We start from the raw sequence: 21,342 nt of genomic DNA on the forward strand, positions 1-21,342 counted from the left end.
GCATCGTAAGCATTAACCAAACTTTTCAATAACTACTTGTATTACTTCTTTGCTATTGAAAAGTAGCATCGTCAGCATACTTACTAATTATTTATAGACAAAAAGCGACGGTGAAAATCACCATCGCTCTTAATTTTATAATTATTGATTGAATTAAAGTACTTTAGATTGTCCGGAGTAGATGTATCCTGTTTCAGAATAAATCGTAACTTCCATACCATCTTTCAAAATTTCAGTTGCATTTGTAACACCTAGAACAACAGGTGTGCTTAAGTTAATGCCGCAAACAGCTGCATGGCTAGTGATGCCGCCTTGCTCTGTAATTACTGCACTAGCTAATTCAAAAGCAGGAATGAAATCTTTATCAGTAGATACTGTTACTAGCACATCACCTTTTTGCATTTTAGCATTAGCTTCAGCAGGTGTACGTGCGATTACAATTTTACCTGTTACATTTTGACTACCGATACCTTGTCCAGTAGCTAATAGTTCGCCAATATGATGAATTTTCATCAAATTAGTTGTACCAGCTCGTCCAACAGGAACACCTGCCGTAATAACAATCGTATCGCCAGCAGATAATAGACCAGTGTTCATTGCGCCTTTAACAGCGTTTTCGAACATTTCATCTGTTGTATCAGCTTCAATACCTTTAACAGGGAATACCCCCCAATTTAGAGCTAGTCCACACATCACTTGTTCTACAGGTGTAACCGCGATGATAAGAGCTTTTGGACGATATTTAGAAACTACACGAGCAGTGAAACCACTTTGTGTAGAGGTTACAATCGCTTTTGCATTTAGATCAAGCGCTGAGTTAGCTACCGCTTGGCTAATTGCTTCTGTTACTGATTTTTGTTGGGCGCTAGCTTGTTTCATGAAAATCTCACGATATTCAAGCGCTTGCTCAGCACGCTCAGCAATACGAGACATTGTCTCAACAGATTCAGTTGGGTATTTACCAGCAGCTGTTTCACCAGAAAGCATAATTGCATCTGTTCCATCGAAAATCGCATTCGCTACGTCACTTGCTTCAGCGCGAGTTGGACGTGGATTACGTTGCATGGAATCAAGCATTTGCGTTGCTGTAATAACTGGCTTACCAGCTACATTACATTTTTTAATCATCATTTTTTGAACTAGTGGGACTTCCTCAGCAGGAATTTCTACTCCTAGATCGCCACGAGCAACCATTAGACCGTCAGATACTTCTAGAATTGAATCTAGGTTGTCCACGCCTTCTTGGTTTTCGATTTTAGAAATGATTTGAATATGACTTCCATTATGCTGTTCTAGTAATTCACGAATTTCTAATACATCACTAGCTTTACGCACGAATGAAGCTGCAATGAAATCAACGCCTTGTTCAACACCGAAAATGATATCATTTCTATCTTTTTCAGTAATACCTGGAAGTGAAATTTTCACTCCTGGAACGTTAACTCCTTTTTTCCCTTTAATAGGACCACTGTTAATGATACGGCAATGAACTTCTGTTCCTTCGATACTTTCAACCTTCAAGCCAATTAAACCATCATCGATTAGAACAGTTGAACCAACAGACAAATCATTAGGAAGATTTTCATATGTTACTGGAATACGATTAATATCTCCTAATATTTCCTCTGTTGTTAATGTAATTGCATCACCTTGTATAAGCTCGATAGGTTCTTCCTTAAGCTTACCTAGACGAATTTCCGGACCTTTAGTATCTAACAAAATTGCTACTGAAGTACCAAGCTCCTTATTCGCAGCACGAATGTTAATAATACGATTTCCGTGTTCCTCAAAATCTCCATGAGAGAAGTTAAGACGTCCTACATTCATTCCTGCTTTAATTAGTTTCTTCGTATTTTCCAACGATTCGCTGGATGGTCCAATGGTACAAACGATTTTAGTTTTACGCATGATAGGTTCCTCCGATATATTGCCTGAAATTCATTATTAATAGTATCACCAAAGTGTCATAATTCCAATACAAATTATGACACTTTTTAACATCTTCATAATATCTTAAAATTCGGCTTCCGATCTAGTATTTCATCTAATTTCCATGTCAATTGAAATTTACATATATTGGTTGGTTGCAACAGTAGTTATTCGATAGCTTGACTAGCTTCTTGCTGAGCCATCGTATAGTAACCAATTTTCCGGAATTTCAAATATCGATCTTCGATCAACTCATCTGCAGTCATCTCTAATAACTCTGTCAAATGCTTGTCGATTGCCAACTTTATATACTCTACTTGCTCGTCCATATCGCGATGTGCACCGCCCTGCGGTTCGCTAATAATATCCTCGATAATTTCAAGCTCTAATAAGTCTTTTGCAGTTATTTTCATTACTTCTGCCGCTTCATCTGCTCGGGTTGCATCTTTCCATAGAATAGATGCTGCACCGTTTGGTGAAATAGCTGAATAAATTGCATTTTCTAACATTAGTACCCGATTACCTACGCCAAGAGCTAGAGCACCGCCGCTACCGCCTTCACCAATGACGACGCAAATAATTGGCACACCAAAGCTTGCCATCTCTCTTAGATTACGTGCAATAGCTTCGGACTGACCGCGCTCTTCGGCAGTATTACCAGGATAGGCACCCTTTGTATCGATAAACGTTATAATTGGGCGTTTGAATTTGTTAGCCTGTTGCATGAAGCGAAGCGCTTTTCGGAAACCTTCTGGGTGAGGACTTCCGAAAAATCTGGCAATGTTGTCACGTGTATCCTTACCACGTTGATGACCAACAACCGTTACTGGTATTCCATTGAACTTGGCTAGTCCACCAACAATCGCTAGATCATCAGCAAATAGACGATCACCATGCAATTCAATAAAGTCAGTGAAAATAGCTTGAATGAAATCAAGCGAAGTAGGACGCTGATGATGACGAGCAAGCTGCACTTTTTGCGCAGCTGTTAGCTCACGATACATAGTATCTTCAATCTCCTTACAACGATCCTCAAGCCTTGCAATCTCTTCCGAGAAATCAATGCCTTTTCCATCACTCAAACTTTTCAACTCTTTAATTTTATTACGCATATCATTTAATGGTTTTTCAAAAGGTAACTCACTCACCAGTAGTAACCTCCTTAACACAGTGCATATCTAGCAACTTAGTGATCATCGAACGCATATCTTTACGATGAACAACTTTATCTAATTGACCATGTTGCAGATTGAATTCAGCAGTTTGGAAGTTATCTGGTAACTTTTGACGAATCGTTTGTTCAATGACAATACGTCCTGCAAATCCAATTAATGCACCAGGCTCAGCTAAATTATAATCGCCAAGGCTTGCAAAGCTAGCTGATACGCCGCCCGTTGTTGGATCTGTAAATACAGATATGTACAAGCCACCGTCACCTTGAAATTTCGCTAGTGCAGCACTTGTTTTGGCCATCTGCATCAAACTAAGAATACTTTCTTGCATTCTCGCACCACTTGAAGTTGAGAATATAATCATCGGAAGCTTCTTCAAGTGTGCGCTTTCAATGGCTCTCGTTATTTTTTCTCCCGCAACTGACCCCATACTTCCTGTAAAGAAGTCAAAGCTCATCGCTGCGACAATAACAGGGAATCCACCAATTGTGCCTTCACCAGTAATAACAGAATCATGTAAGTTAGACTTTTCTTTTTGCTGCTCCAACTTCAGCTTGTAGCCTGGGAAATTCAATGGATCAACAGACTCCATCGTTTCATCGTATTCAACACGAAGACCTTCATCTAAAGTCATAGCAATACGCTCTCTCGCATTTAAACGACCGTGATAGCCACAAGTAGAACATACCTTCAGATTCTTTTCTAATTCTTTACTGTACTGGATATTTCCACATTTTGAACATTTGTTCATTAATCCTTCTGGGACTTCACGTTTAGGACGTTCAGATGGTATTGTGGCATATTTTTTCTTCGAAAATAAATCTTTAATTTGCACGTTTCACACCTCTTTGGGCGCAATTGAAACTACGAATCCTACGGGCGAATAATGGTGTCGAAAACTTCACGAATCTCTTCTACTTCACCTGATGGGACAAGAATTTCAAATTGCTGTTTGGACAAATTGACAGGACGGATCTTAACTAAAAATCCTTCTTGTATAAGTTTATCTTTAATGTTTTCTGCTGCTCTCTCAGTAGGCGCAATATAGAATACCGTCCACATGGGAATACCTCCTACAACTCCATGTTAGTAGGTGTATACCACTATACATCTACTATTCCCGTCAAAGGCCGTATAATGAACCAATGATAACATAACTACTAACAATCGGGCAAATCATATTGATTCGCTTTGGCATCGCCATGTGCAATTCTTGCAGACGCTGCAGCTGCTAGTCCAGCTACGAGATCATCAAGAAAAACATGGATACCATTTGCTTTATTATTCAACTGCTGTAAAATCGCTGGCTTAACTTTGTCTAAGTAACCAAAACTGGTTAGACCGATCATTCCGTATACATTAGTAATGCCGAGTGCAAGTGTTTCATCTACACCAAACAGAGGTTCATCTCTCTCCATAATGGACTGTAGCGGCTCCGGCAATAACTTCCTCTCTGCCAGGTCATCTAAAGCAATACCTGTATAAAGCGCATATTGAACTTCCCGCTTCGACAATACTGCGCGTACACTGACAATACATTCATCCATAGTCAAAACTGGGTTATATTTTATCTGCAATAAAAATGCGATTTCAGCAATATCAGAAATCTTGACGCCTCGTTGTAAAAGTAATTTTTCAATTGGGATCATCACATCCACTCCTCACATTATGCTGTATCGATATGCATATGCGATTAAAGTCGTAAATGTGCCTATTATTACTTAATGACAATGGAACCTTTCCCAAGTAAGTGCTCTACCTCTAGTATAAATTGCTCGTTAGGAGATACACGATATTGCTCGCTTAATGCAACAATTTGACCGGTTCGTTCATAGAACAATACGATAACTAAATTACCTTGATGCTGCAATATTTTATTTTGAAGTAGCGCTAATATTGTAGGCTGTTCAAACTTTTCGTTAATTTTAATGAATACTTTTTGGGGTGTTGCTTGTTTTTGTTGATTAGCTCCTTGTGTCTTCACTTTAGCATCAGATGACCCGTTTATGTGAGAAGTAGCACCAGTCAACATTGCCTCAACCGTTGTCGGCTCTGCATCCGTAACTTCTCGTCGCGGAGCTGAAGAAAACTTCGCCGTTCCCTTACTCTTACTCCGTTGCCATCTATCTGCTTGTCCTCTTAAGCGCTCTACATGTTTAGCCATTTCTGCCATTGGTTCATCACCAACAATGACAACATCATCCACAATTAATTTGATCTCATCCTCTTGATTTTGGACAGAAGCAAGCATAAGCACTAAGCTGTCCTTCACTAAGGAAGCACTACATTTACGCCATGTACTCGCAAAAACAACAGCCTCGATACGTACGATTCGATCTTCAACTTCTGCAAATGCCATTGCTTGTCCATTTTTACTTGTGTAAGGACGAACAGAAGCAATACGTACTGGAACTACAGCTTTGTAGCCTTCTTCTCGATCATAAAGTTCAATTAAAGAATCGAAATTTTGACCTTGTAGCACATTTAACAATTCATCAAGCGGATGTCCTGACAAATACATCCCGAGCAATTCATATTCATGCTCTAGCTGCTCTGTCATTGTGAAGTTTCGAATATTGGGTAATTCTACGTCCCAGTTTTGAATTTCTTCAAAGCCAAATAGTTCAATTTGTAAATCATCGCGTTGTTTCTTCCACTTCGTTACAGCTTCTAGCATATCATCTAGTGCTGCTAATAATTGCGCACGATGTCCCTCAAACTGATCAAAGGCTCCCGCAAGCACAAGTGATTCTAATACTCGCTTGTTCACCACTCGCAAATCTACTCGTTTGCAGAAATCAAGCATAGAAAGATACGGTTTCTCACTTCTACCTGACACAATAGAGTCAATGGCTTGTGTACCTACATTTTTGATTGCAGCTAGACCGAAGCGTATCCCTTCATACGTTGGTGCAAAGTTCAAGCCACTATTGTTCACACAAGGCGGTAATACAGCAATCCCCATTCGTGAGCACTCGTCCACATATTGCGCAGCCTTTCTCATATTGCCAGTCACTGACGCAAGCATTGAGGCCATAAAAATAATTGGATAATGCGCTTTGAACCAAGCTGTACGAAAAGCTAATACGCCATAGGCAACAGCATGCGCTCGCGGGAATCCATAATCTGCAAAGCGAACAATCATATCATACACTCCATTGGCACTTTGCTCATCGTATCCCATGCCAATGCTACCTTGCACAAAATGTGTCCGCTCTTCATCAAGCACTTCACGCTTTTTCTTAGAAACCGCTCTTCTTAATAAGTCTGCTTCTCCTAGCGAAAAGCCTGCCATATGAGATGCAATCTGCATAATTTGCTCTTGGTATACAATGATACCGTAAGTATCTTGCAAAATATGGCGAAGTGAGTCGTGAGGATATTCGACAATAATTTTGCCATGCTTACCATCGATATACTTCGGAATAAATTCCATTGGCCCTGGTCTGTAAAGTGCTAACACAGAGACAATATCTTCGAAGTTAGATGGCTTCATGTCACGTAATACACGTCTTACACCCGTTGATTCTAACTGAAATATTCCGGTCGTTTCGCCTTTACTTAGCATTTCATAGGTTAGTGGATCATCATCAGCAATTTGCTGGAAATTAACTTGTTGCTTATGAAGCTCCTCAACCCAGCGATGTGCTCTTCCCAAAATCGACAATGTTCGAAGTCCTAGAAAATCCATTTTCAACAATCCGACGGCTTCTAAATTCTCCATAGAATATTGCGTCAGCAGCATATCTTCGCTACCAATTTGAAGCGGTGTATATTCCGTTAATGGCTGTGCTGCAATAACAACGCCTGCAGCATGCGTAGAAGAATGTCGTGGCATACCTTCTACTTTAATAGCCATATCAATTAATTTTCTAGTGCTCACACTTCCATCGTAAGCAGCACGTAGCTCCTTGCTTTGTACTAATGCTTGCTCGAGCGTAATCCCCAGCTGATTCGGAATAAGCTTAGCTGCTCGATCAACTTCTTGAAATGCAATATTCATCGCCCTACCAACATCGCGTATTGCAGCCTTCGCAGCCATCGTACCGAATGTAATAATTTGCGCGACATGCTCATCGCCGTACTTTGCTCCTACATATTGAATCACTTCGTCACGGCGCTCATCATCAAAGTCAATATCGATATCAGGCATACTTACCCGCTGCGGATTAAGAAAACGTTCAAAGAGCAGCTTGTACTTAATTGGGTCTACATCTGTAATATGAAGGCTGTAGGCAACGAGACTCCCAGCACTTGAGCCACGACCAGGTCCTACTGCAATATGGCTTTCTTTTGCAAACCGAATGAAATCCCAAACGATGAGAAAATAATCCTCATACCCCATCTTCTCAATGACAGCGAGCTCGTAATGTAGTCGCTCCGTAACCGTTTGACGGAATGTGGCATCATTATGCCATTGCTGGCTATCGCCATATCTTAAATTCATCCCGTCGATACATAGTTCTTGAAGATATGAATTAGAAGTATGCTGCTCTGGAATTGGCCAAAACTGCGGCAAATTCGCTCTACCTAGCTGTAATTCAACATTGCAACGTGCAGCAATTTCCGCAGTATTACGAATCGCTTCTGGTACATGCTGAAAACGTTCTACCATTTCAGCACCTGTTCTCAAATACAACTGATCGGTTTCCATCTTAAGTCGATCTTCATCTTGTAGTGATTTACCTGTACCGATACAGATCAACACCTCTTGCATCGCTGCATCATGCGGGTCAATATAGTGCACATCATTCGTCGCAACTAAAGGTATATCTAGTTCTTCTGCTAATTGAATCATCAGCGTCTCTGCTTGTTTCTGCTCTAGCATGCCGTGGTTTTGAATCTCTAGATAATAACGATCTCCAAATATCTCTTTATGGCGCAAGGCAGCAGCTCTTGCTTCATCGGCACGTTGATGTAGCAAATGCTGATTAACTTCCCCACCAAGACATGCACTTAAGCATATAATGCCTTCGGAATGTTGACGTAACAGCTCATAATCAGCACGTGGCTTATAATGCATCCCTTCAACTTGTGCGGTCGAAACGATTTTCATCAAGTTACGATACCCTTGTTCATTCTCAGCTAATAAGATGAGATGATAGATTGGATTATCTTTGCGATTCCCCTTTTCAAAACGAGAGCCCTCAGTAAAATATATTTCACAGCCAATAATCGGCTTAATATTATATTCCAGACATGCTTTATAGAAGGCAATAGCTCCATACATAACACCATGATCAGTGAGTGCTAAAGCTTTCATCCCTTTGCTTGCAGCAGCCTTAACGAGCTCCTTAATTCTGGCTGCGCCATCTAACAAGCTGTATTCACTATGAACGTGAAGATGTACAAATTGCTCTGCCATTGTTGTGCTCATCAATTCTCACCCCTTCTACTACAAGTTCAGGTACTTACTTACTAACTTAAATGAAGGTTCAAACAGCGGGCTTTCAGAACCAAGAAGATGGAGTGCTACTTGAGAAAGGCGGAAGCGCAAGTGTACGTTAATTGGTACACGCGAACCGCACTTTCCAAGTTCACTTCATATTCGACGTGATTAAGCTTCAAAGCCAATCATCGTTATCAAAGTCCGCTTTTTGAACTTACCCTACTTTATTCCTATCATTTTATCATATTAAGTAGGGACACGCCCATACAATGATATATAGCCATTTGCGTCATCGAAATTTATGCTTCCGAAGCTACTTTTCATGATCAGAAAGTAATACAGGTAGAACATAAAAAGTTTGGTATATGCTTCCGAAGTACTTTTTAATTTCTAAGAAGTATTTCATGGGGTAAAATTAAAAAGTTTAAGGAGGTATTTTAACTTGAATGAGTTCCTTTCAAAAGCAGGACTTGATTTCTTTGTCGCCTTTGGTATTGTATTAGGCGGGTCGCTCCTTGCAGGTGTCGGTGCAGTATTTATGCTAATGCCTCCGGCAACAGTCATACTAGATACTGCTTCTCGACTTAAAATATGGGCAATTGTCGCAGCAATTGGAGGATCTATCGATCCAGTACGTGTCATTGAGAGCAATATTAGTGCTGGGCAAATCTCACCAGCCATTCAACAAATATGCTTTATCTTGTTCGCTTTTCTCGGAGCACATACCGCTACTGAGCTTATTAAGCTAGCATGTAAGGGGGCAATCACCTAATGCGTTTACCACCCTTTGAGCGTTACTTCCGTTTGCTGCAACTTATAGGGGTATTCATTATTGGATTATTGGTGGGAGCTATCATATTGAACACATTGCATACCGCACAATTTGAAGCATTCTACAACTCAAGATCCGAACTAGAGGAAAAATTAATTCAGTATGAGGAGCACATTAATAACTTATCACAATATAAGACACAGCATACCGTCATCAAAAGCTTACAGCTACGTATAGAGGATGAAAATAACGTAACTGAAAAACCAAAACTAGACACATTAACTCAAAGTGAACTACTTAAGCAGGTGCGTGAAGATCTGTCGATATTTATCGGGCAAAGTATATACGATATCGACTCCAACGCACAATTCGCACGAAAAATATTAGAAAAGAAAGTGTACTCCGGCGTATTAGACAATGATTACACCATAGAGATGAAAACAGTCTTACTAGTTGATAATAAGCTACAAGTATGGATGGTTGTAAGAAAATACACACCACCACCCTCATAGCAACAAGATATCTTCACTCACAAAAGCCCGCAGTTTGAACCTATACGATTAGAAGAAATCTAGAAATAAATATGATACAATAAGCAACATCTAGAGAATGAGCTATCAAATGATAGCTCATTTTAATGTGGTTCAATATGCTACATAGCAGCACCCAGCAACGTGTACGACTGTGTACACAAGCGGGCAATGAACCTAGTACGAAGCTTTAAATGCGGTTCAAAGCGCTCCAAAGCAGCACCCAGCAACGTGTACGACTTGAGTACACAAGCGGGCAATGAACCTAGTACTAAGCTTTAAATGAAAGTTCAAAATCGTGGGCTGTCAGCACCAAGAAGATGCACTTCAGCGAAAACGAGTAGCGCTAGTAGTTGTAATTGGTACACGAGCACACACAGGCTTTCGATGGAGGGCATATTCGCCGTCGACTACGCTTCGTCAGCACAATCATCGTGATCACAGTCCACGATTTTGAACTACCTCTAAGAAAGGAGATGGTAGATGTGTCTTTGTTTATCCAGTGGTTCCTCTCCCCCGTCATCTTCATAAGTGCCTTATTCGCTATCTACTTTAGCGTGAAGTCTAGACAAGCAAAGGAGCCAAATAAGAAAGGTATCCTTGGCGGGAAGCTTAATATAAGTATGGGAATTATGCTTATATTCATCTCATTCGTACAGCTCTTTCTATCGAATGAATCCACACTACGTATTGTGCTAGGGGCGGTGTTCTTAGTACTCGGTATTTTCAACCTATTCGCTGGAATGCGTAATTTGAGTTTCTATCAAAGAAAAGCTGCTCAGCATAAACAATAATTTCGTTTAATATGGATCGATCATTTGAGCCGCCAAAATTGCTTTGGCGGCTAAGCCTTGTTTGTCTGTTACTGTAATTTCTATTTTAGTAACCATCCGACTTAGCTCTAAAGGCTTGGCTGAAATCGAGATATCGGTTTCGATTGGCAACGGGCGAAAGAAATACGTATTTACACTATCCAATAGAAAATCCCGTTTAATCGTTTCTCTAATCATATTACGAGCAGCCTGTGCCATTAATGTGCTTAGTAAGCCCTCTGATGCCATTCCGAGAGCACCTGACATTTGAGGTGTAATCTTCCCTCTAAACACCATACTCGCATCTTCACTAACAATATCTGATTCCAGTACAAACCCCGTCCATATTAAATTTTCAAATGTCTCTCCAGTTTCAGGCTGTTTCCCAGCAAATCGCATAGCATCAAGTACTTCTTTTCTAGTTATAACCGCTAATAATTTCCGATGTCGGTCGACAATGGGTAGCAAATCTATACCCTCTAATGCCATCGTATGGACGGCGGACGTTACTGTAATATTAGGCGCTGCAGTAATTGGATGCTTCGACATTATTTTGTCTACCTGCATACTGTCCTCTGCTCCTGCTGCATCCTTTGCCGTCATCATCCCAACGACTCTACCACGATCATCCAGTACAGGAAATCGTGCAGATCCCGTCGTTTTGAATAACTCATAATACTCGGCAATAGTCTGTCTCGTATACATCACATCAGCCGGTTTCGTAAATGTTACGATATCTTCAAGTAGAATGATCTTTCTACGAATGAGTCGATCATACATTGCTCTATTAATCATTGAAGCAACTGTAAATGTATCGTGACGAGTAGATAGTATTGGCAATGCTAGCTCATTCGCTAGATCAATGACTTCTTGTTCAGGCTCAAAACCACCCGTTAACAATATGCCAGCGCCTTGCTCTAACGCTCGTCTATGTACATTTTTGCGGTTACCTACAATAAGTAGTGATGCCTCGTTAATATAGCGTAGCATCGCTTCTAGCTCCATTGCTCCAATTACAAATTTCTGGAGTGTTTTTTCAAGCCCTTCTAATCCACCGTGTAATCGCCCCTCAACGATTTCAGCTACTTCTCGAAACGATAATTGATCCAGCGCTTCTCTTCGTTTGCGATCTATACGAACAGTTCCAATTCTTTCCTTCGTTGAAACCAATCCAGTAATTTCGGCATCCTTAAACGCTTTATAGGCCGTTCCTTCGCTAACCTTCAACTCTTTAGCAATTGCTCGAACGGAGATGCGCGTACCTACAGCTAGGCTTTGTATGTGATTGATAATTATTTCATGCTTTGTCATCGTTGCCGATTGATTATTCTGATCATTAGATATTCCGTAATGTTTGGTGGTCATCATCATCACCCTTTCATTACTATTGTAGCATTTCCATATAAATTAGCTACATCGGAACGGTCTCCATAAATGCTGACACAAAAAATCCCTAGCCAGATCAACACTGGTTAGGGATTGTATAGTATTTACGCGAAATTAAGATGCCGTTCCTTTGACTTTTTTCTTATTCCCTTCATTCTTGCCTCTGCCTTTCATGATAGCGATCAGTTTCTTCTCGAAACGAAGTGAGCGCTGGCGCTTGATCTGCTTAAGTCTCTCACGCTTATTCTCACTCATTAAAATAATATTGCCATTGGCAGCGATGACAAGTGCCGAAAAAGCTACCCATATGATCCAAAATGCATTTGCTAAGGGATCAGCTGACATTCCCATTTTAGGTAATGCAAAAAATAACATAACGACAGCTAGTCCCAAATTTATAAATGGTAATAATTTAAGCTTCATATATAATCATCCCCTCTCTCATAATTAATTACTTACTAGAGCATATGAGAATGATTCAGCTTGTATGCTATTTTTTGCGAATCACCAACAAGTCTTTGCCTACATACTATACTCTAACCCTATTACCGAAATATGCCACCAAAGTTATAACGTTCTAACGGAAGTCCGAAAGGAGCGCAAGTATGTGGAAATCCAAATTTATCGTTCCTCTTTATATTGTCGATAGCGTCGCTCATGACACTATCCATATTAGTGAAACGATTATGAAGAAGCAGAATATTCCCAAAGCACAGCATATTACAATTCAATTTGGAGTTCATACCCATGCTGTAAAAGTATTGCCAAATCCAAAAAAACAAGGGCTATATATGCACCCAACAATGGCTCAGCAATTAGGTATTCCACTATTAACAAGTAAAACTATGCAATTTGATATTCAATATTTGAGTAAGCTTACTACGATTAAATTAGGACCACTACTTTCAGTCCTCATTAACAAAGAAACAACTGAGGATATGAATAAACCTTTCGGTGTTATTAGTTCATTTTGTCGTGAGTTGGCTGAATCTTGCCATGCCACGGGCGCAACTGTTTATTTTTTCACCCCAACCTCTATTCCTTTAACAGGTACGATCATTAACGGTTGGATATTGGATGGAGAATGGAAGAAACGTCCGATGCCATTAGCTGAAATTATTTATAATCGATTACCTACACGGACAATTGAGAATCAAGCCCATGTACAGCGACTATTCACGCAAACCGCTAAAAAACACAATTTATTTATTTTTAATGAACGTTTTCTTGATAAGCATGATGTCTTTCATGCACTTGGGGACGATGAAAGCGTCAAGCACTATTTGCCAGAGTCATTGCTTTTGGAAGAGTATTCCACCTTGGAATATATGGTTAGCAAATATGATGTGCTTTATGTGAAACCCGTTCAAGGTAGTCTAGGTAGAGGGATTTATCGTATTACAGCATTAAACAATCAGAAAATGATCACGTTAGAAAAAGCAAGTTCAACATCGCAAAAACCACTCAAATTCCCAACAGTATCTAGCTTATTTCGCGTACTCAAACCGAAACTAGCGCAAAAAAAATATCAAATTCAACAAGGCTTATCGGTACTACAAGTAGGCCGGAGTCCAGTAGATTTCCGAGCACTTGTGCAGAAAAATGCTAAAGGCGTTTGGAGCATTACATCAATCGTAGCAAGAACAGCTGGAAATGAACGATTTGTCGCCAACCTAGCACGTGGTGGAACAATTGATACAGTCACTAATACGTTATCGCGAACAAATCTATTACAACATCTAGATGCTGCTGCTATGCTCGTCGCTTTAAAACAAGCAGCTATTGCGATAGCACAGTCGATCGATAATAATATCGATGCACATTTTGGTGAATTAGGAGTAGACCTAGCTATCGACATTCACGGCAAAGTATGGCTATTAGAAGTTAATTCTAAGCCATCCAAAAATGATAACACCCCGTTGCATAATAATAAGATACGACCTTCAGTCAGAATGGTAGTTTCTTATGCAAAATATCTAACTGGTTTTGAGGAAGGGAGAAATCCCCATGGAAGTCATAGAATTAGGAATAGCCGTCGCAAAAATTGAATACTCGGAAGATAGCACTAGAATCGATGTGTTACTGCCCGAGCCTAAGTTTTATCAACAATTAAGTCAATTAGGTGAGCAGCATAATATAGCTGTATTTATTTTTTCTGCTAATGAATGGCAGCAGCATGATCAGTTACTTTTCGGCTTTCGTTACACACAACAAGGCTGGAAGCGCCAATCTGTGCCTTTTCCAGATGTCGTGTTCGATCGTTGTTTTTACGCAAGTTCCAAGGATCGTATAAAGATGGAATCCGCACTTGCTGCTCTACGGCGCCAAAAACCTTATCATCTCATTAATAATTATCTACCAACTAAATTACAAGTTTACGATCAACTTAACACCGAAGAATTGTTAATTCCTTATTTGCCTCATACTGATTCTATTCAAACACTACCCGAAATTTCACAATGGCTAAAGCTATATCCGCAAGGCATTATTCTCAAACCAGCTGCAGGTATGCATGGCAAAGGTGTTGTTCATATATACTATAATCCAGAGCTACAACTCTATCAAGTAAGTGGACGTAATCTTCGTAATGATAGCTTTGAAACTAGCTTCTCACGTGAACTTTCTTTGTTGAAATGGCTCTACAAATTCAAGAAGCATTTACACTATGTTGTTCAGCCTTACTTCTATTTACGCGATGATAAAGGGCAGCCTTTCGATATTCGAGTACTACTACAAAAAGATGATCATGGCAGGTGGCAACAGACAGGCAGTATTGCAAGGGTAGGTAGACAAGATGGATTAACATCAAATTTACACGGCGGTGGTGAGGCACAATTGCCATTACCACTATTGTCGAAAAATTTGGGCAGCTATAAAGCAGAACGTTTACTACAGGAAATCCATATAATAAGTGGGCAAACAGCTATTGCCATCGAGCAGCATTTCGGACGCTTTGGAGAGCTTGCATTAGACTTTGGTGTCACTCCACAAGGACGCGTATGGTTATTAGAATGTAATAGTAAGCCCGGTCGCCAAGCTTTCAGTATTGGCTTAGATCGTAACGATGCACAGCTTGCAATCGAGCGACCACTCCAATATGCAAAGTTTTTGTATGATCATTATCGCTATAAGCAATATGCCGTCAGGTAAGTTAAGCAAGATAAGTAAGCTAAACAAGTTAAGTATTGGCGAGCAAGCAGCTACATTTTCCAAGCCAGGTTCAAAAAGATCGCTCGTACGTTACCAAAAATGTCATCTGATCGATTTGAACTTCTATGTAGATTAACTTTGCTCCAACAATCAGGAGGTACATTGATGAGTCTTACCATTTGCAACATACACTTCTCACAGCAGCCTGAGCAGGTCGTATATGCTTCCAAATCGCTCATCCAAGAGCTGCAACTTAATACGTCTAAGCCCCTTATTATACGACTAGGGCAGAAGGAAATAAAAGCATTAATAAAGCCATTAAAGCGTGCGGGTAAACATCTATATTTATCATCCGGTATTCGCGAAATCATTAAAGTTCCAAGCAGCGGTACTATTCATCTGTTCCCCCGTGATACTAATGATATTCAATTAGGACCTCTCATCGGCATATTAACCGATGTTATCAAACCTGGCGAAGGCTCACCCTTCAACTCCCGCTCTTCATTCGTTAAACAAGTCATTAAAGCGGGTCATAACAAAGCGTATACATTCGGCTTTACACCAGCCGATATTAATTGGCAAAATAAAACAATACACGGTTATTTTCTCAATGCACAAGGGACTTGGTTTCGCCGCGAAGTAGCTTTTCCAGATGTTATCTACAATAGATTACCCAATCGAAAGACTGAAATTGGACCATCGATGACCGCATTACGAGAACGTTTTGTAAAAATCGGTATTCCCTTTTTCAATTGGAGTTTCTTGAACAAAGCTGATGTATACGAATTTCTCGACAATGACCCTGAGGCGCTACTTCATTTACCCGAATCAGTGACAAATCCTTCGCAAGAAAAAATGAAATCGATGCTTCATCAATATAAATTTATCTACTTTAAGCCCGGTACCGGCAGCCTAGGCTATGGCATCTACAGAATTACGTATCACCAACAAAATGGCTATTTCGTTCGATATCGTAACAATCGTACGAATACGCTATTGAAATTTACAAGCTTCGAAAAAATGTATCGCACACTATCGTTAAAGCATGGGGAAGGAATAAAAAACTATGTTGCTCAACAAGGTATCCGCTTAATTGAATTAGATAAATGCCCTGTCGACTTCAGATTTCATATGCATAAAGATATTAATAACGAATGGCAGCCTGTCGGTATCGGAGCAAAAAAAGCGGGTCGTGGTAGCGTAACAACTCATATGAAAAGCGGAGGTACATTACTCACACCTCAGCAAGCACTCCAATATTCGTTCGGCAATCGAACACATGAGATTCTAGAAAAAGCAAAGAATATTTCTGTTAAAATTTCCGAAGCGATTGAGCGAAACTATTCACACCGACTTGGTGAACTTGGATTAGATATCGGAATAGATCAAAATGGTGATGTGTGGATGTTCGAAGCTAATGCAAAACCAGGCAGATCTATTTTTAAACATCCCGAGCTTCGAATCGCAGGCAGAGAATCATTGAATCATATTGTGGAGCATTGCTTATATCTTAGTCAGTTTCAAGGGGGCGGAGTATCTTGAATAGTCCCTCAATAGAAGAAACCCCCGATCTTAATCAATTTGTAAACAATGTATTTGCGATCTTAACCTCTAACGATGCGCAAGGAAAAATGCGCGGTAATCGAAGTAATTTTATCGATATTATTCAAGCAGGACGGGAAATGGGATTTACCGTCTATGTACTTCCCGTCGAGCACCTAACGTTGAATCGCGAGCAATTAAGGGGTTATGTGTATGTTACTAATACCAAACGTTGGATACAAAAATGGATGCCTTTTCCGAACATTATATATAATCGCATCCCTCTTCGTTCCTATGAAGAAACCGCTGCCGTGAAAACAAAGTTGGCAGCTTGCCAAAAAAATTCAGATCTAATTTTATTCAATCCAACGTTTTTCAATAAATGGGAATTACATCGCTGGTTACGCCGTTCAAAAATTACAAAAGCCTATATTCCACTTACTCGTAGACTCAGTAGCGCTGCTACACTTGAAGATATACTACAACAGCACTCTTATTTGTACTTGAAGCCAGAAAGCGGAAAAGCTGGAAAAGGTATTATGACCATTGTCAAAAAAGAAAATAATACTTTACCTTATCGACTGAACATTCAAGAGAAAACGTACAGTACTACCTTCAATTGTGCAACGTTCAAAAAACTTTGGGCACGTATTCAACAAGAATGTGGTACTGTTCCATATATTGTGCAACAAGGGATTCCATTAGCGACGTATCGTAACCGCAAATTTGATCTACGCACCTTGATCCAGAAAAACGGAAGTGGAAACTGGGAAATTACAGGTCTTGGAGCACGAATAGCAGGAAGTACAAGTATTACAACCCATGTACCTCGTGGTGGTAGTATTGATGAGCCGCTGAAATTGCTAACCCATGCATTCGATACGACAGAAGCTCAGAATATTATAGATAAAGCATCTAAAGCTGCTATTAAAATTGCTAATCAAATTGAGCGCAGTGCAAATTATCGACTAGGTGAGATGTCTATGGATATTGGAGTGGATCAACTCGGGAATGTTTGGTTCTTCGAAGCAAATTCTAAACCGATGAAATTCGATGAACCACATATTCGTAAAGCATCATTACAACGCATTTTTCAATATAGTCAGCATCTACTCAAACAATAGCTGAAAACAGGAGGTGCAACATTCATGCTAACTCGTCACACTTCCAGATCTTGGAATAAACAGAGAGCAAAAATTTTGAACTTTATTAGCCACTATGGAGAGAAAAGAATTACGCTTGCCACACTTCACAGTTTACGTGCGCTCTCTGATGAACAACTAAACTACCAATCATCACCTGATATTGTTCCAGCTTCTGTTGTTACTTTCAGCGATCAAGGTAAATTAACAGGAGTAGGATATGCCATTGGAGATGGTAGTGGACATTGTCTCATCGTAGTGCGACCAGAGGACCGAAAAAGCGGTATCGGCTTTCAAATTATGAAGGAACTTATCGATAATCTAGACTGTTTTTCATGTCATGTTGCGATAGATAACATTTCTAGTTTGACACTTTGTTTCAAAAATGGACTGCATGCTGTATCCATGTTCAAAGGTCCGACCGGAAAGGCAACCTTACGTTTTGAAAGGAGTTCAGTTCATGGCGCGGCTACTGTTAGGAATACTAACACTATATCTCAATGACAACAGAATATTAGAAGAACGAAAAATATATGAGCAAATGACGATTGAAGCCGCACAGCTTGGTATTAATATCATTGTGTTCACGCCCGAAGATATGTCGACACATCAGGCGAAGGTTAGAGCTCATTATTTCGATACCACTCAAAAACGTTGGGCGCGGAAATGGGCGAATATTCCGAAGTATGTCTTCGATCGTTGTCGCTTTCAGAAATCACATCGCATGAAATCATTACAAACATTTAAAGCGCAATATCCCAACATTCATTATTTGAATAAACCCATTGGGCATAAATGGATTGTTCATCAGAAACTAGAGGAACATCTCCCTATTCGCCCTTATCTCCCTCATACGATCCACTATTCAAATGTAGCGGATATTGCCTATATGTTAAATCTATATAAAGTAATTTATCTTAAGCCTGTAAACGGCACAGGTGGTCGTGGCATTCTACGTATCGAAAAATCATCCAATGAGATGGTTTTTATTGAAGGAAGAGATCATGACCGTAATATTATATCTCCACAAAAATTAAGTCTATCATCACTACGTACTTTTGTGCAGAGATGGAACGGGCTTAACTCTAATTATTTGATTCAGCAAGGTATTCCCTTACAGCTTGCTAGTGGGAGAGTACATGATTACCGCGTACTCGTTCAAAAGGATGGAAATGGACAATGGAATGTAACGGGGTGTGCAGGAAGGATAGGAGCTAAACGCAGTATTACGGCAAATCTTCATGGTGGCGGATCTGCAGTTCCGATGGAAAAATTAATGCGTAGCTTTATCGATAACAATATTAATATAGCTGCTGTACAAAATCAGGTAAATGATCTTTCCATCGAGATCGCTTCATATCTAGAAATGTGTTATTTTACATTGTATGAGTTAGCGATTGACATTGCAATTGATCGCGAGGGTCACATATGGATTATTGAAATTAACCCTAAGCCTGCACGTGAAGTATTCAAAGAGATAGGTCTTCTTGAAGTGTATAAAAGTGCAATTCGCAAACCACTTGAGTATGCTAAATATCAATATTTAAAAAATGAAAGTTAATAAGCAAAATGCCAGCTGCCTGACAGCTGGCATTTTCTGTTCCTTACTGGAATCTACAGATAACTATTGCATCAAATGCAGTAGCCGTTTACTATTATAGTTTAATCATGCATTATGTATCATCGGTATCAATTAGTGCTTTCTATATTATTTAGAATAAAAAAGGAGTTACAACCTATTATGTTGAAGTCGCTATTACGCGCAATGACTGAGCTAACCTCTCGAAAATGGATTTCTCGTATTACAGGCGCATTCGCACAGTCTCCTGGAAGCCGTATTTTCATCCGAAAATTCGCTTCAATATATGGGATAAAAGTTGCAGATGCAGAAAAACCAATTGAGCAGTATCGAACGTTAAATGAGTTTTTCACCAGACGACTAAAGCATAACCTTCGTCACATCGATACGACAGCTTCTGCACTTATATCACCTGTTGACGCTCTTATTACTAGTTGTGGCGTCATTCATAACGGAACGATTGTAAATGTGAAGGGACAAGACTATTCCGTCTCAGAATTGCTAGCAGATGATGTGCTAGCCAATAAGTTTCTTAACGGCTATTATTATGTGCTGTACTTAAGCCCAACTGACTATCATCGTATTCATACTCCAATCGAAGGAACGATTATTGGCCGAGTACATTTGCCAGGTAAAGTATACCCTGTTAATAACTTTGGACTGACTCATATGAAGCGAGTACTTAGTCGAAACGAACGTTTAATTACATATATTAAAAGTAATATGAATACAGTAGCCGCTGTTAAAGTTGGTGCAATGAATGTAAGCAGCATTCATTATGTACATAATCATAAAGTTCAAGTTGAGCGTGGTGAAGAGCTTGCATACTTTGCGTTCGGCTCCACTGTAGTATTACTGACGGAGACTAACTCGTATGAAGCTGACCCTGCTGTTCAATTGAATAGCAAAGTGTTGATGGGACAAAAACTTGGGACAATGGTTGAAAAATCATAAAGACAGATACAAAACACGTAGTTATCTGAATTTCTCGTTCAGTTAGCTACGCGTTCTTTTGTTATCTTATTTCAGATGGGTTTTTTCCAGTGTACTGTTTGAACTGACGGCTAAAGAAAAATATATCTCGGTAGCCCAGTGCATCTGCTACTTCGGTCACATTCATCCCCGCATGAGTTAGTAAATATTGCGCTCGATCTATTCTCGTTCGAATCATATACGTTTGAACAGACATACCTAATACTTCTCTAAACTTCATTGAAAAATATCGAGGTGATAACTGTGCGCGCATCGCAAGATCTTCAACGCGGTGAGCAACACTAGGATTTTGTCGAATAAAGTTAGCCACCTCATGAATAGCTTCGGTTAACTGATTACTTGCTTTTTTCTCTGTTGGCGTCTGGAAATCCGCACGAAGCAGATGAATCATTATTTGTTTCAAAACAAGCTTAGCTTCTTCCTCCGCAGCAAAAGTTTGAATAAGAAATAATCGAACATAACGAGATAATAAAAATTCAAAGTCTATCGTATCTTTTAGTACGCGATAGCGCTTTGGAATGACCTCTACATCTTCTTCCGTAGCAAAGTGAATATATGTTAGCACTAATGGCTTTTGTGGATTATGTGTAGCACTCGTATAATCTCCTGGGCGGAATAAGAAGCAGCTTCCAGGACCTACCTCGTGATGTACGCCGTTAACTTCAACATCTCCTTCTCCGCTCCATACGTAGAATAGATCAAAATTCGGCATAGGTTTTTCTCGTCTTGCCCATCTCCAACCTGGCTCACAAACAATTTTTGCAAATGCAGGCTTTAGCACTAGCTTCTCTGGCGATATGTCTAGCATAATTGACCACTCCTACTACTTTATTTCTTAAAATCAAATGTAATCTATTAAAGTCTCTATACAAATTGTGCAAAAAATAATACCCCTATACTCCATTATAATTAAACTTGCGAAAGGTTCAACAGAAAATTAATGCAA

The 21,342-nt window shown here is 39.8% G+C and carries 19 protein-coding genes; 10 read left to right on the forward strand and 9 right to left on the reverse strand.

The genetic code is table 11. From position 1 onward, the window contains the following. Positions 1–153: 153 nt before the first annotated feature. The 6 genes from pyk to AC1TPB_RS09325 all read right to left on the reverse strand — a co-directional run bounded on the left by pyk (position 154) and on the right by AC1TPB_RS09325 (position 8,478). On the reverse strand, positions 154–1,908 hold the full coding sequence (gene pyk / locus AC1TPB_RS09300; protein WP_482076220.1) for a pyruvate kinase: 1,755 nt from the start codon (positions 1,906–1,908) through the stop codon (positions 154–156). Between the two features lie 188 nt (positions 1,909–2,096). Further along, on the reverse strand, positions 2,097–3,080 hold the full coding sequence (locus AC1TPB_RS09305) for an acetyl-CoA carboxylase carboxyltransferase subunit alpha (RefSeq protein ID WP_482076364.1): 984 nt from the start codon (positions 3,078–3,080) through the stop codon (positions 2,097–2,099). Continuing rightward, positions 3,070–3,936 (reverse strand): acetyl-CoA carboxylase, carboxyltransferase subunit beta, encoded by an 867-nt coding sequence (accD, locus tag AC1TPB_RS09310; RefSeq protein ID WP_482076221.1) that lies wholly within the window; start codon positions 3,934–3,936, stop codon positions 3,070–3,072. Before accD ends, AC1TPB_RS09305 begins: the two co-directional genes overlap by 11 nt. Positions 3,937–3,974: 38 nt before the next feature. Continuing rightward, entirely contained in the window at positions 3,975–4,163 is a 189-nt protein-coding gene (locus tag AC1TPB_RS09315) for a glutamate decarboxylase (protein WP_482076222.1), read from the reverse strand. A 98-nt stretch (positions 4,164–4,261) separates the two neighbouring features. Continuing rightward, positions 4,262–4,750, reverse strand: coding sequence for a phosphatidylglycerophosphatase A family protein (locus AC1TPB_RS09320; protein WP_482076223.1), 489 nt, complete (start codon positions 4,748–4,750; stop codon positions 4,262–4,264). Positions 4,751–4,818: 68 nt separating this feature from the next. Next, positions 4,819–8,478 (reverse strand): DNA polymerase III subunit alpha, encoded by a 3,660-nt coding sequence (locus AC1TPB_RS09325; RefSeq protein ID WP_482076224.1) that lies wholly within the window; start codon positions 8,476–8,478, stop codon positions 4,819–4,821. A 454-nt stretch (positions 8,479–8,932) separates the two neighbouring features. On the opposite strand from AC1TPB_RS09325, the gene AC1TPB_RS09330 reads away from it, so the two are divergent. From AC1TPB_RS09330 to AC1TPB_RS09340, 3 genes are all read left to right on the forward strand, one after another. Next, entirely contained in the window at positions 8,933–9,262 is a 330-nt protein-coding gene (locus AC1TPB_RS09330) for a YtrH family sporulation protein (protein WP_482061564.1), read from the forward strand. After that, positions 9,262–9,774, forward strand: a complete 513-nt coding sequence (locus AC1TPB_RS09335; protein ID WP_482076225.1) for a sporulation membrane protein YtrI — start codon at positions 9,262–9,264, stop codon at positions 9,772–9,774. The genes AC1TPB_RS09330 and AC1TPB_RS09335 overlap by 1 nt, the downstream gene beginning before the upstream one ends. Positions 9,775–10,277: 503 nt before the next feature. Continuing rightward, complete coding sequence (locus AC1TPB_RS09340; protein WP_482076226.1) at positions 10,278–10,586, forward strand: YtpI family protein; 309 nt, start codon at positions 10,278–10,280, stop codon at positions 10,584–10,586. A 6-nt stretch (positions 10,587–10,592) separates the two neighbouring features. Here AC1TPB_RS09340 and AC1TPB_RS09345 read toward each other — a convergent pair whose 3' ends face one another. Both AC1TPB_RS09345 and AC1TPB_RS09350 read right to left on the reverse strand, forming a co-directional pair. Beyond that, on the reverse strand, positions 10,593–11,975 hold the full coding sequence (locus AC1TPB_RS09345; RefSeq protein WP_482076227.1) for a DRTGG domain-containing protein: 1,383 nt from the start codon (positions 11,973–11,975) through the stop codon (positions 10,593–10,595). A 129-nt stretch (positions 11,976–12,104) separates the two neighbouring features. Further along, a complete protein-coding gene (locus AC1TPB_RS09350; RefSeq protein ID WP_482061568.1) occupies positions 12,105–12,413 on the reverse strand; it encodes a hypothetical protein in 309 nt (102 codons plus the stop codon). A gap of 182 nt (positions 12,414–12,595) precedes the next feature. Here AC1TPB_RS09350 and AC1TPB_RS09355 point away from each other — a divergent pair, with 182 nt between their 5' ends. From AC1TPB_RS09355 to asd, 7 genes are all read left to right on the forward strand, one after another. Then, positions 12,596–14,038, forward strand: a complete 1,443-nt coding sequence (locus tag AC1TPB_RS09355) for a YheC/YheD family endospore coat-associated protein (RefSeq protein WP_482076228.1) — start codon at positions 12,596–12,598, stop codon at positions 14,036–14,038. After that, positions 13,998–15,140 (forward strand): YheC/YheD family endospore coat-associated protein, encoded by a 1,143-nt coding sequence (locus tag AC1TPB_RS09360; RefSeq protein ID WP_482076229.1) that lies wholly within the window; start codon positions 13,998–14,000, stop codon positions 15,138–15,140. Before AC1TPB_RS09355 ends, AC1TPB_RS09360 begins: the two co-directional genes overlap by 41 nt. Positions 15,141–15,305: 165 nt before the next feature. Beyond that, the gene (locus AC1TPB_RS09365; protein ID WP_482061571.1) at positions 15,306–16,682 is read left to right on the forward strand and encodes a YheC/YheD family endospore coat-associated protein; all 1,377 of its coding nucleotides are present in this window, start codon (positions 15,306–15,308) and stop codon (positions 16,680–16,682) included. After that, positions 16,679–17,806: a YheC/YheD family endospore coat-associated protein gene (locus AC1TPB_RS09370; RefSeq protein ID WP_482076230.1), complete on the forward strand. Its 1,128-nt coding sequence runs from the start codon at positions 16,679–16,681 to the stop codon at positions 17,804–17,806. The genes AC1TPB_RS09365 and AC1TPB_RS09370 overlap by 4 nt, the downstream gene beginning before the upstream one ends. Before the next feature lie 24 nt (positions 17,807–17,830). Further along, a complete protein-coding gene (locus AC1TPB_RS09375; protein WP_482061573.1) occupies positions 17,831–18,328 on the forward strand; it encodes a hypothetical protein in 498 nt (165 codons plus the stop codon). Continuing rightward, positions 18,285–19,385, forward strand: coding sequence for a YheC/YheD family endospore coat-associated protein (locus tag AC1TPB_RS09380; protein ID WP_482076231.1), 1,101 nt, complete (start codon positions 18,285–18,287; stop codon positions 19,383–19,385). Before AC1TPB_RS09375 ends, AC1TPB_RS09380 begins: the two co-directional genes overlap by 44 nt. 180 nt (positions 19,386–19,565) lie before the next feature. Then, on the forward strand, positions 19,566–20,357 hold the full coding sequence (asd, locus tag AC1TPB_RS09385) for an archaetidylserine decarboxylase (RefSeq protein ID WP_482076232.1): 792 nt from the start codon (positions 19,566–19,568) through the stop codon (positions 20,355–20,357). Positions 20,358–20,418: 61 nt separating this feature from the next. On the opposite strand, the gene AC1TPB_RS09390 is transcribed toward asd, so the two are convergent. Next, positions 20,419–21,204: a helix-turn-helix domain-containing protein gene (locus AC1TPB_RS09390; protein WP_482076233.1), complete on the reverse strand. Its 786-nt coding sequence runs from the start codon at positions 21,202–21,204 to the stop codon at positions 20,419–20,421. Positions 21,205–21,342 lie beyond the last annotated feature (138 nt).

The organism is Paenibacillus sp. Y951, from assembly GCF_056786395.1.

Excerpts from the sequence above, each read along its gene's own strand:
- AC1TPB_RS09355 (WP_482076228.1), top strand. The coding sequence starts at position 12,596 with ATGTGGAAATCCAAATTTATCGTTCCTCTTTATATTGTCGATAGCGTC.
- AC1TPB_RS09325 (WP_482076224.1), bottom strand. The coding sequence starts at position 8,478 with ATGAGCACAACAATGGCAGAGCAATTTGTACATCTTCACGTTCATAGT.
- AC1TPB_RS09320 (WP_482076223.1), bottom strand. The coding sequence starts at position 4,750 with ATGATCCCAATTGAAAAATTACTTTTACAACGAGGCGTCAAGATTTCT.
- AC1TPB_RS09365 (WP_482061571.1), top strand. The coding sequence starts at position 15,306 with ATGAGTCTTACCATTTGCAACATACACTTCTCACAGCAGCCTGAGCAG.
- AC1TPB_RS09380 (WP_482076231.1), top strand. The coding sequence starts at position 18,285 with ATGGCGCGGCTACTGTTAGGAATACTAACACTATATCTCAATGACAAC.
- AC1TPB_RS09315 (WP_482076222.1), bottom strand. The coding sequence starts at position 4,163 with ATGTGGACGGTATTCTATATTGCGCCTACTGAGAGAGCAGCAGAAAAC.
- AC1TPB_RS09350 (WP_482061568.1), bottom strand. The coding sequence starts at position 12,413 with ATGAAGCTTAAATTATTACCATTTATAAATTTGGGACTAGCTGTCGTT.
- AC1TPB_RS09360 (WP_482076229.1), top strand. The coding sequence starts at position 13,998 with ATGGAAGTCATAGAATTAGGAATAGCCGTCGCAAAAATTGAATACTCG.
- AC1TPB_RS09335 (WP_482076225.1), top strand. The coding sequence starts at position 9,262 with ATGCGTTTACCACCCTTTGAGCGTTACTTCCGTTTGCTGCAACTTATA.
- AC1TPB_RS09390 (WP_482076233.1), bottom strand. The coding sequence starts at position 21,204 with ATGCTAGACATATCGCCAGAGAAGCTAGTGCTAAAGCCTGCATTTGCA.
- AC1TPB_RS09345 (WP_482076227.1), bottom strand. The coding sequence starts at position 11,975 with ATGATGATGACCACCAAACATTACGGAATATCTAATGATCAGAATAAT.
- pyk (WP_482076220.1), bottom strand. The coding sequence starts at position 1,908 with ATGCGTAAAACTAAAATCGTTTGTACCATTGGACCATCCAGCGAATCG.
- AC1TPB_RS09375 (WP_482061573.1), top strand. The coding sequence starts at position 17,831 with ATGCTAACTCGTCACACTTCCAGATCTTGGAATAAACAGAGAGCAAAA.
- asd (WP_482076232.1), top strand. The coding sequence starts at position 19,566 with ATGTTGAAGTCGCTATTACGCGCAATGACTGAGCTAACCTCTCGAAAA.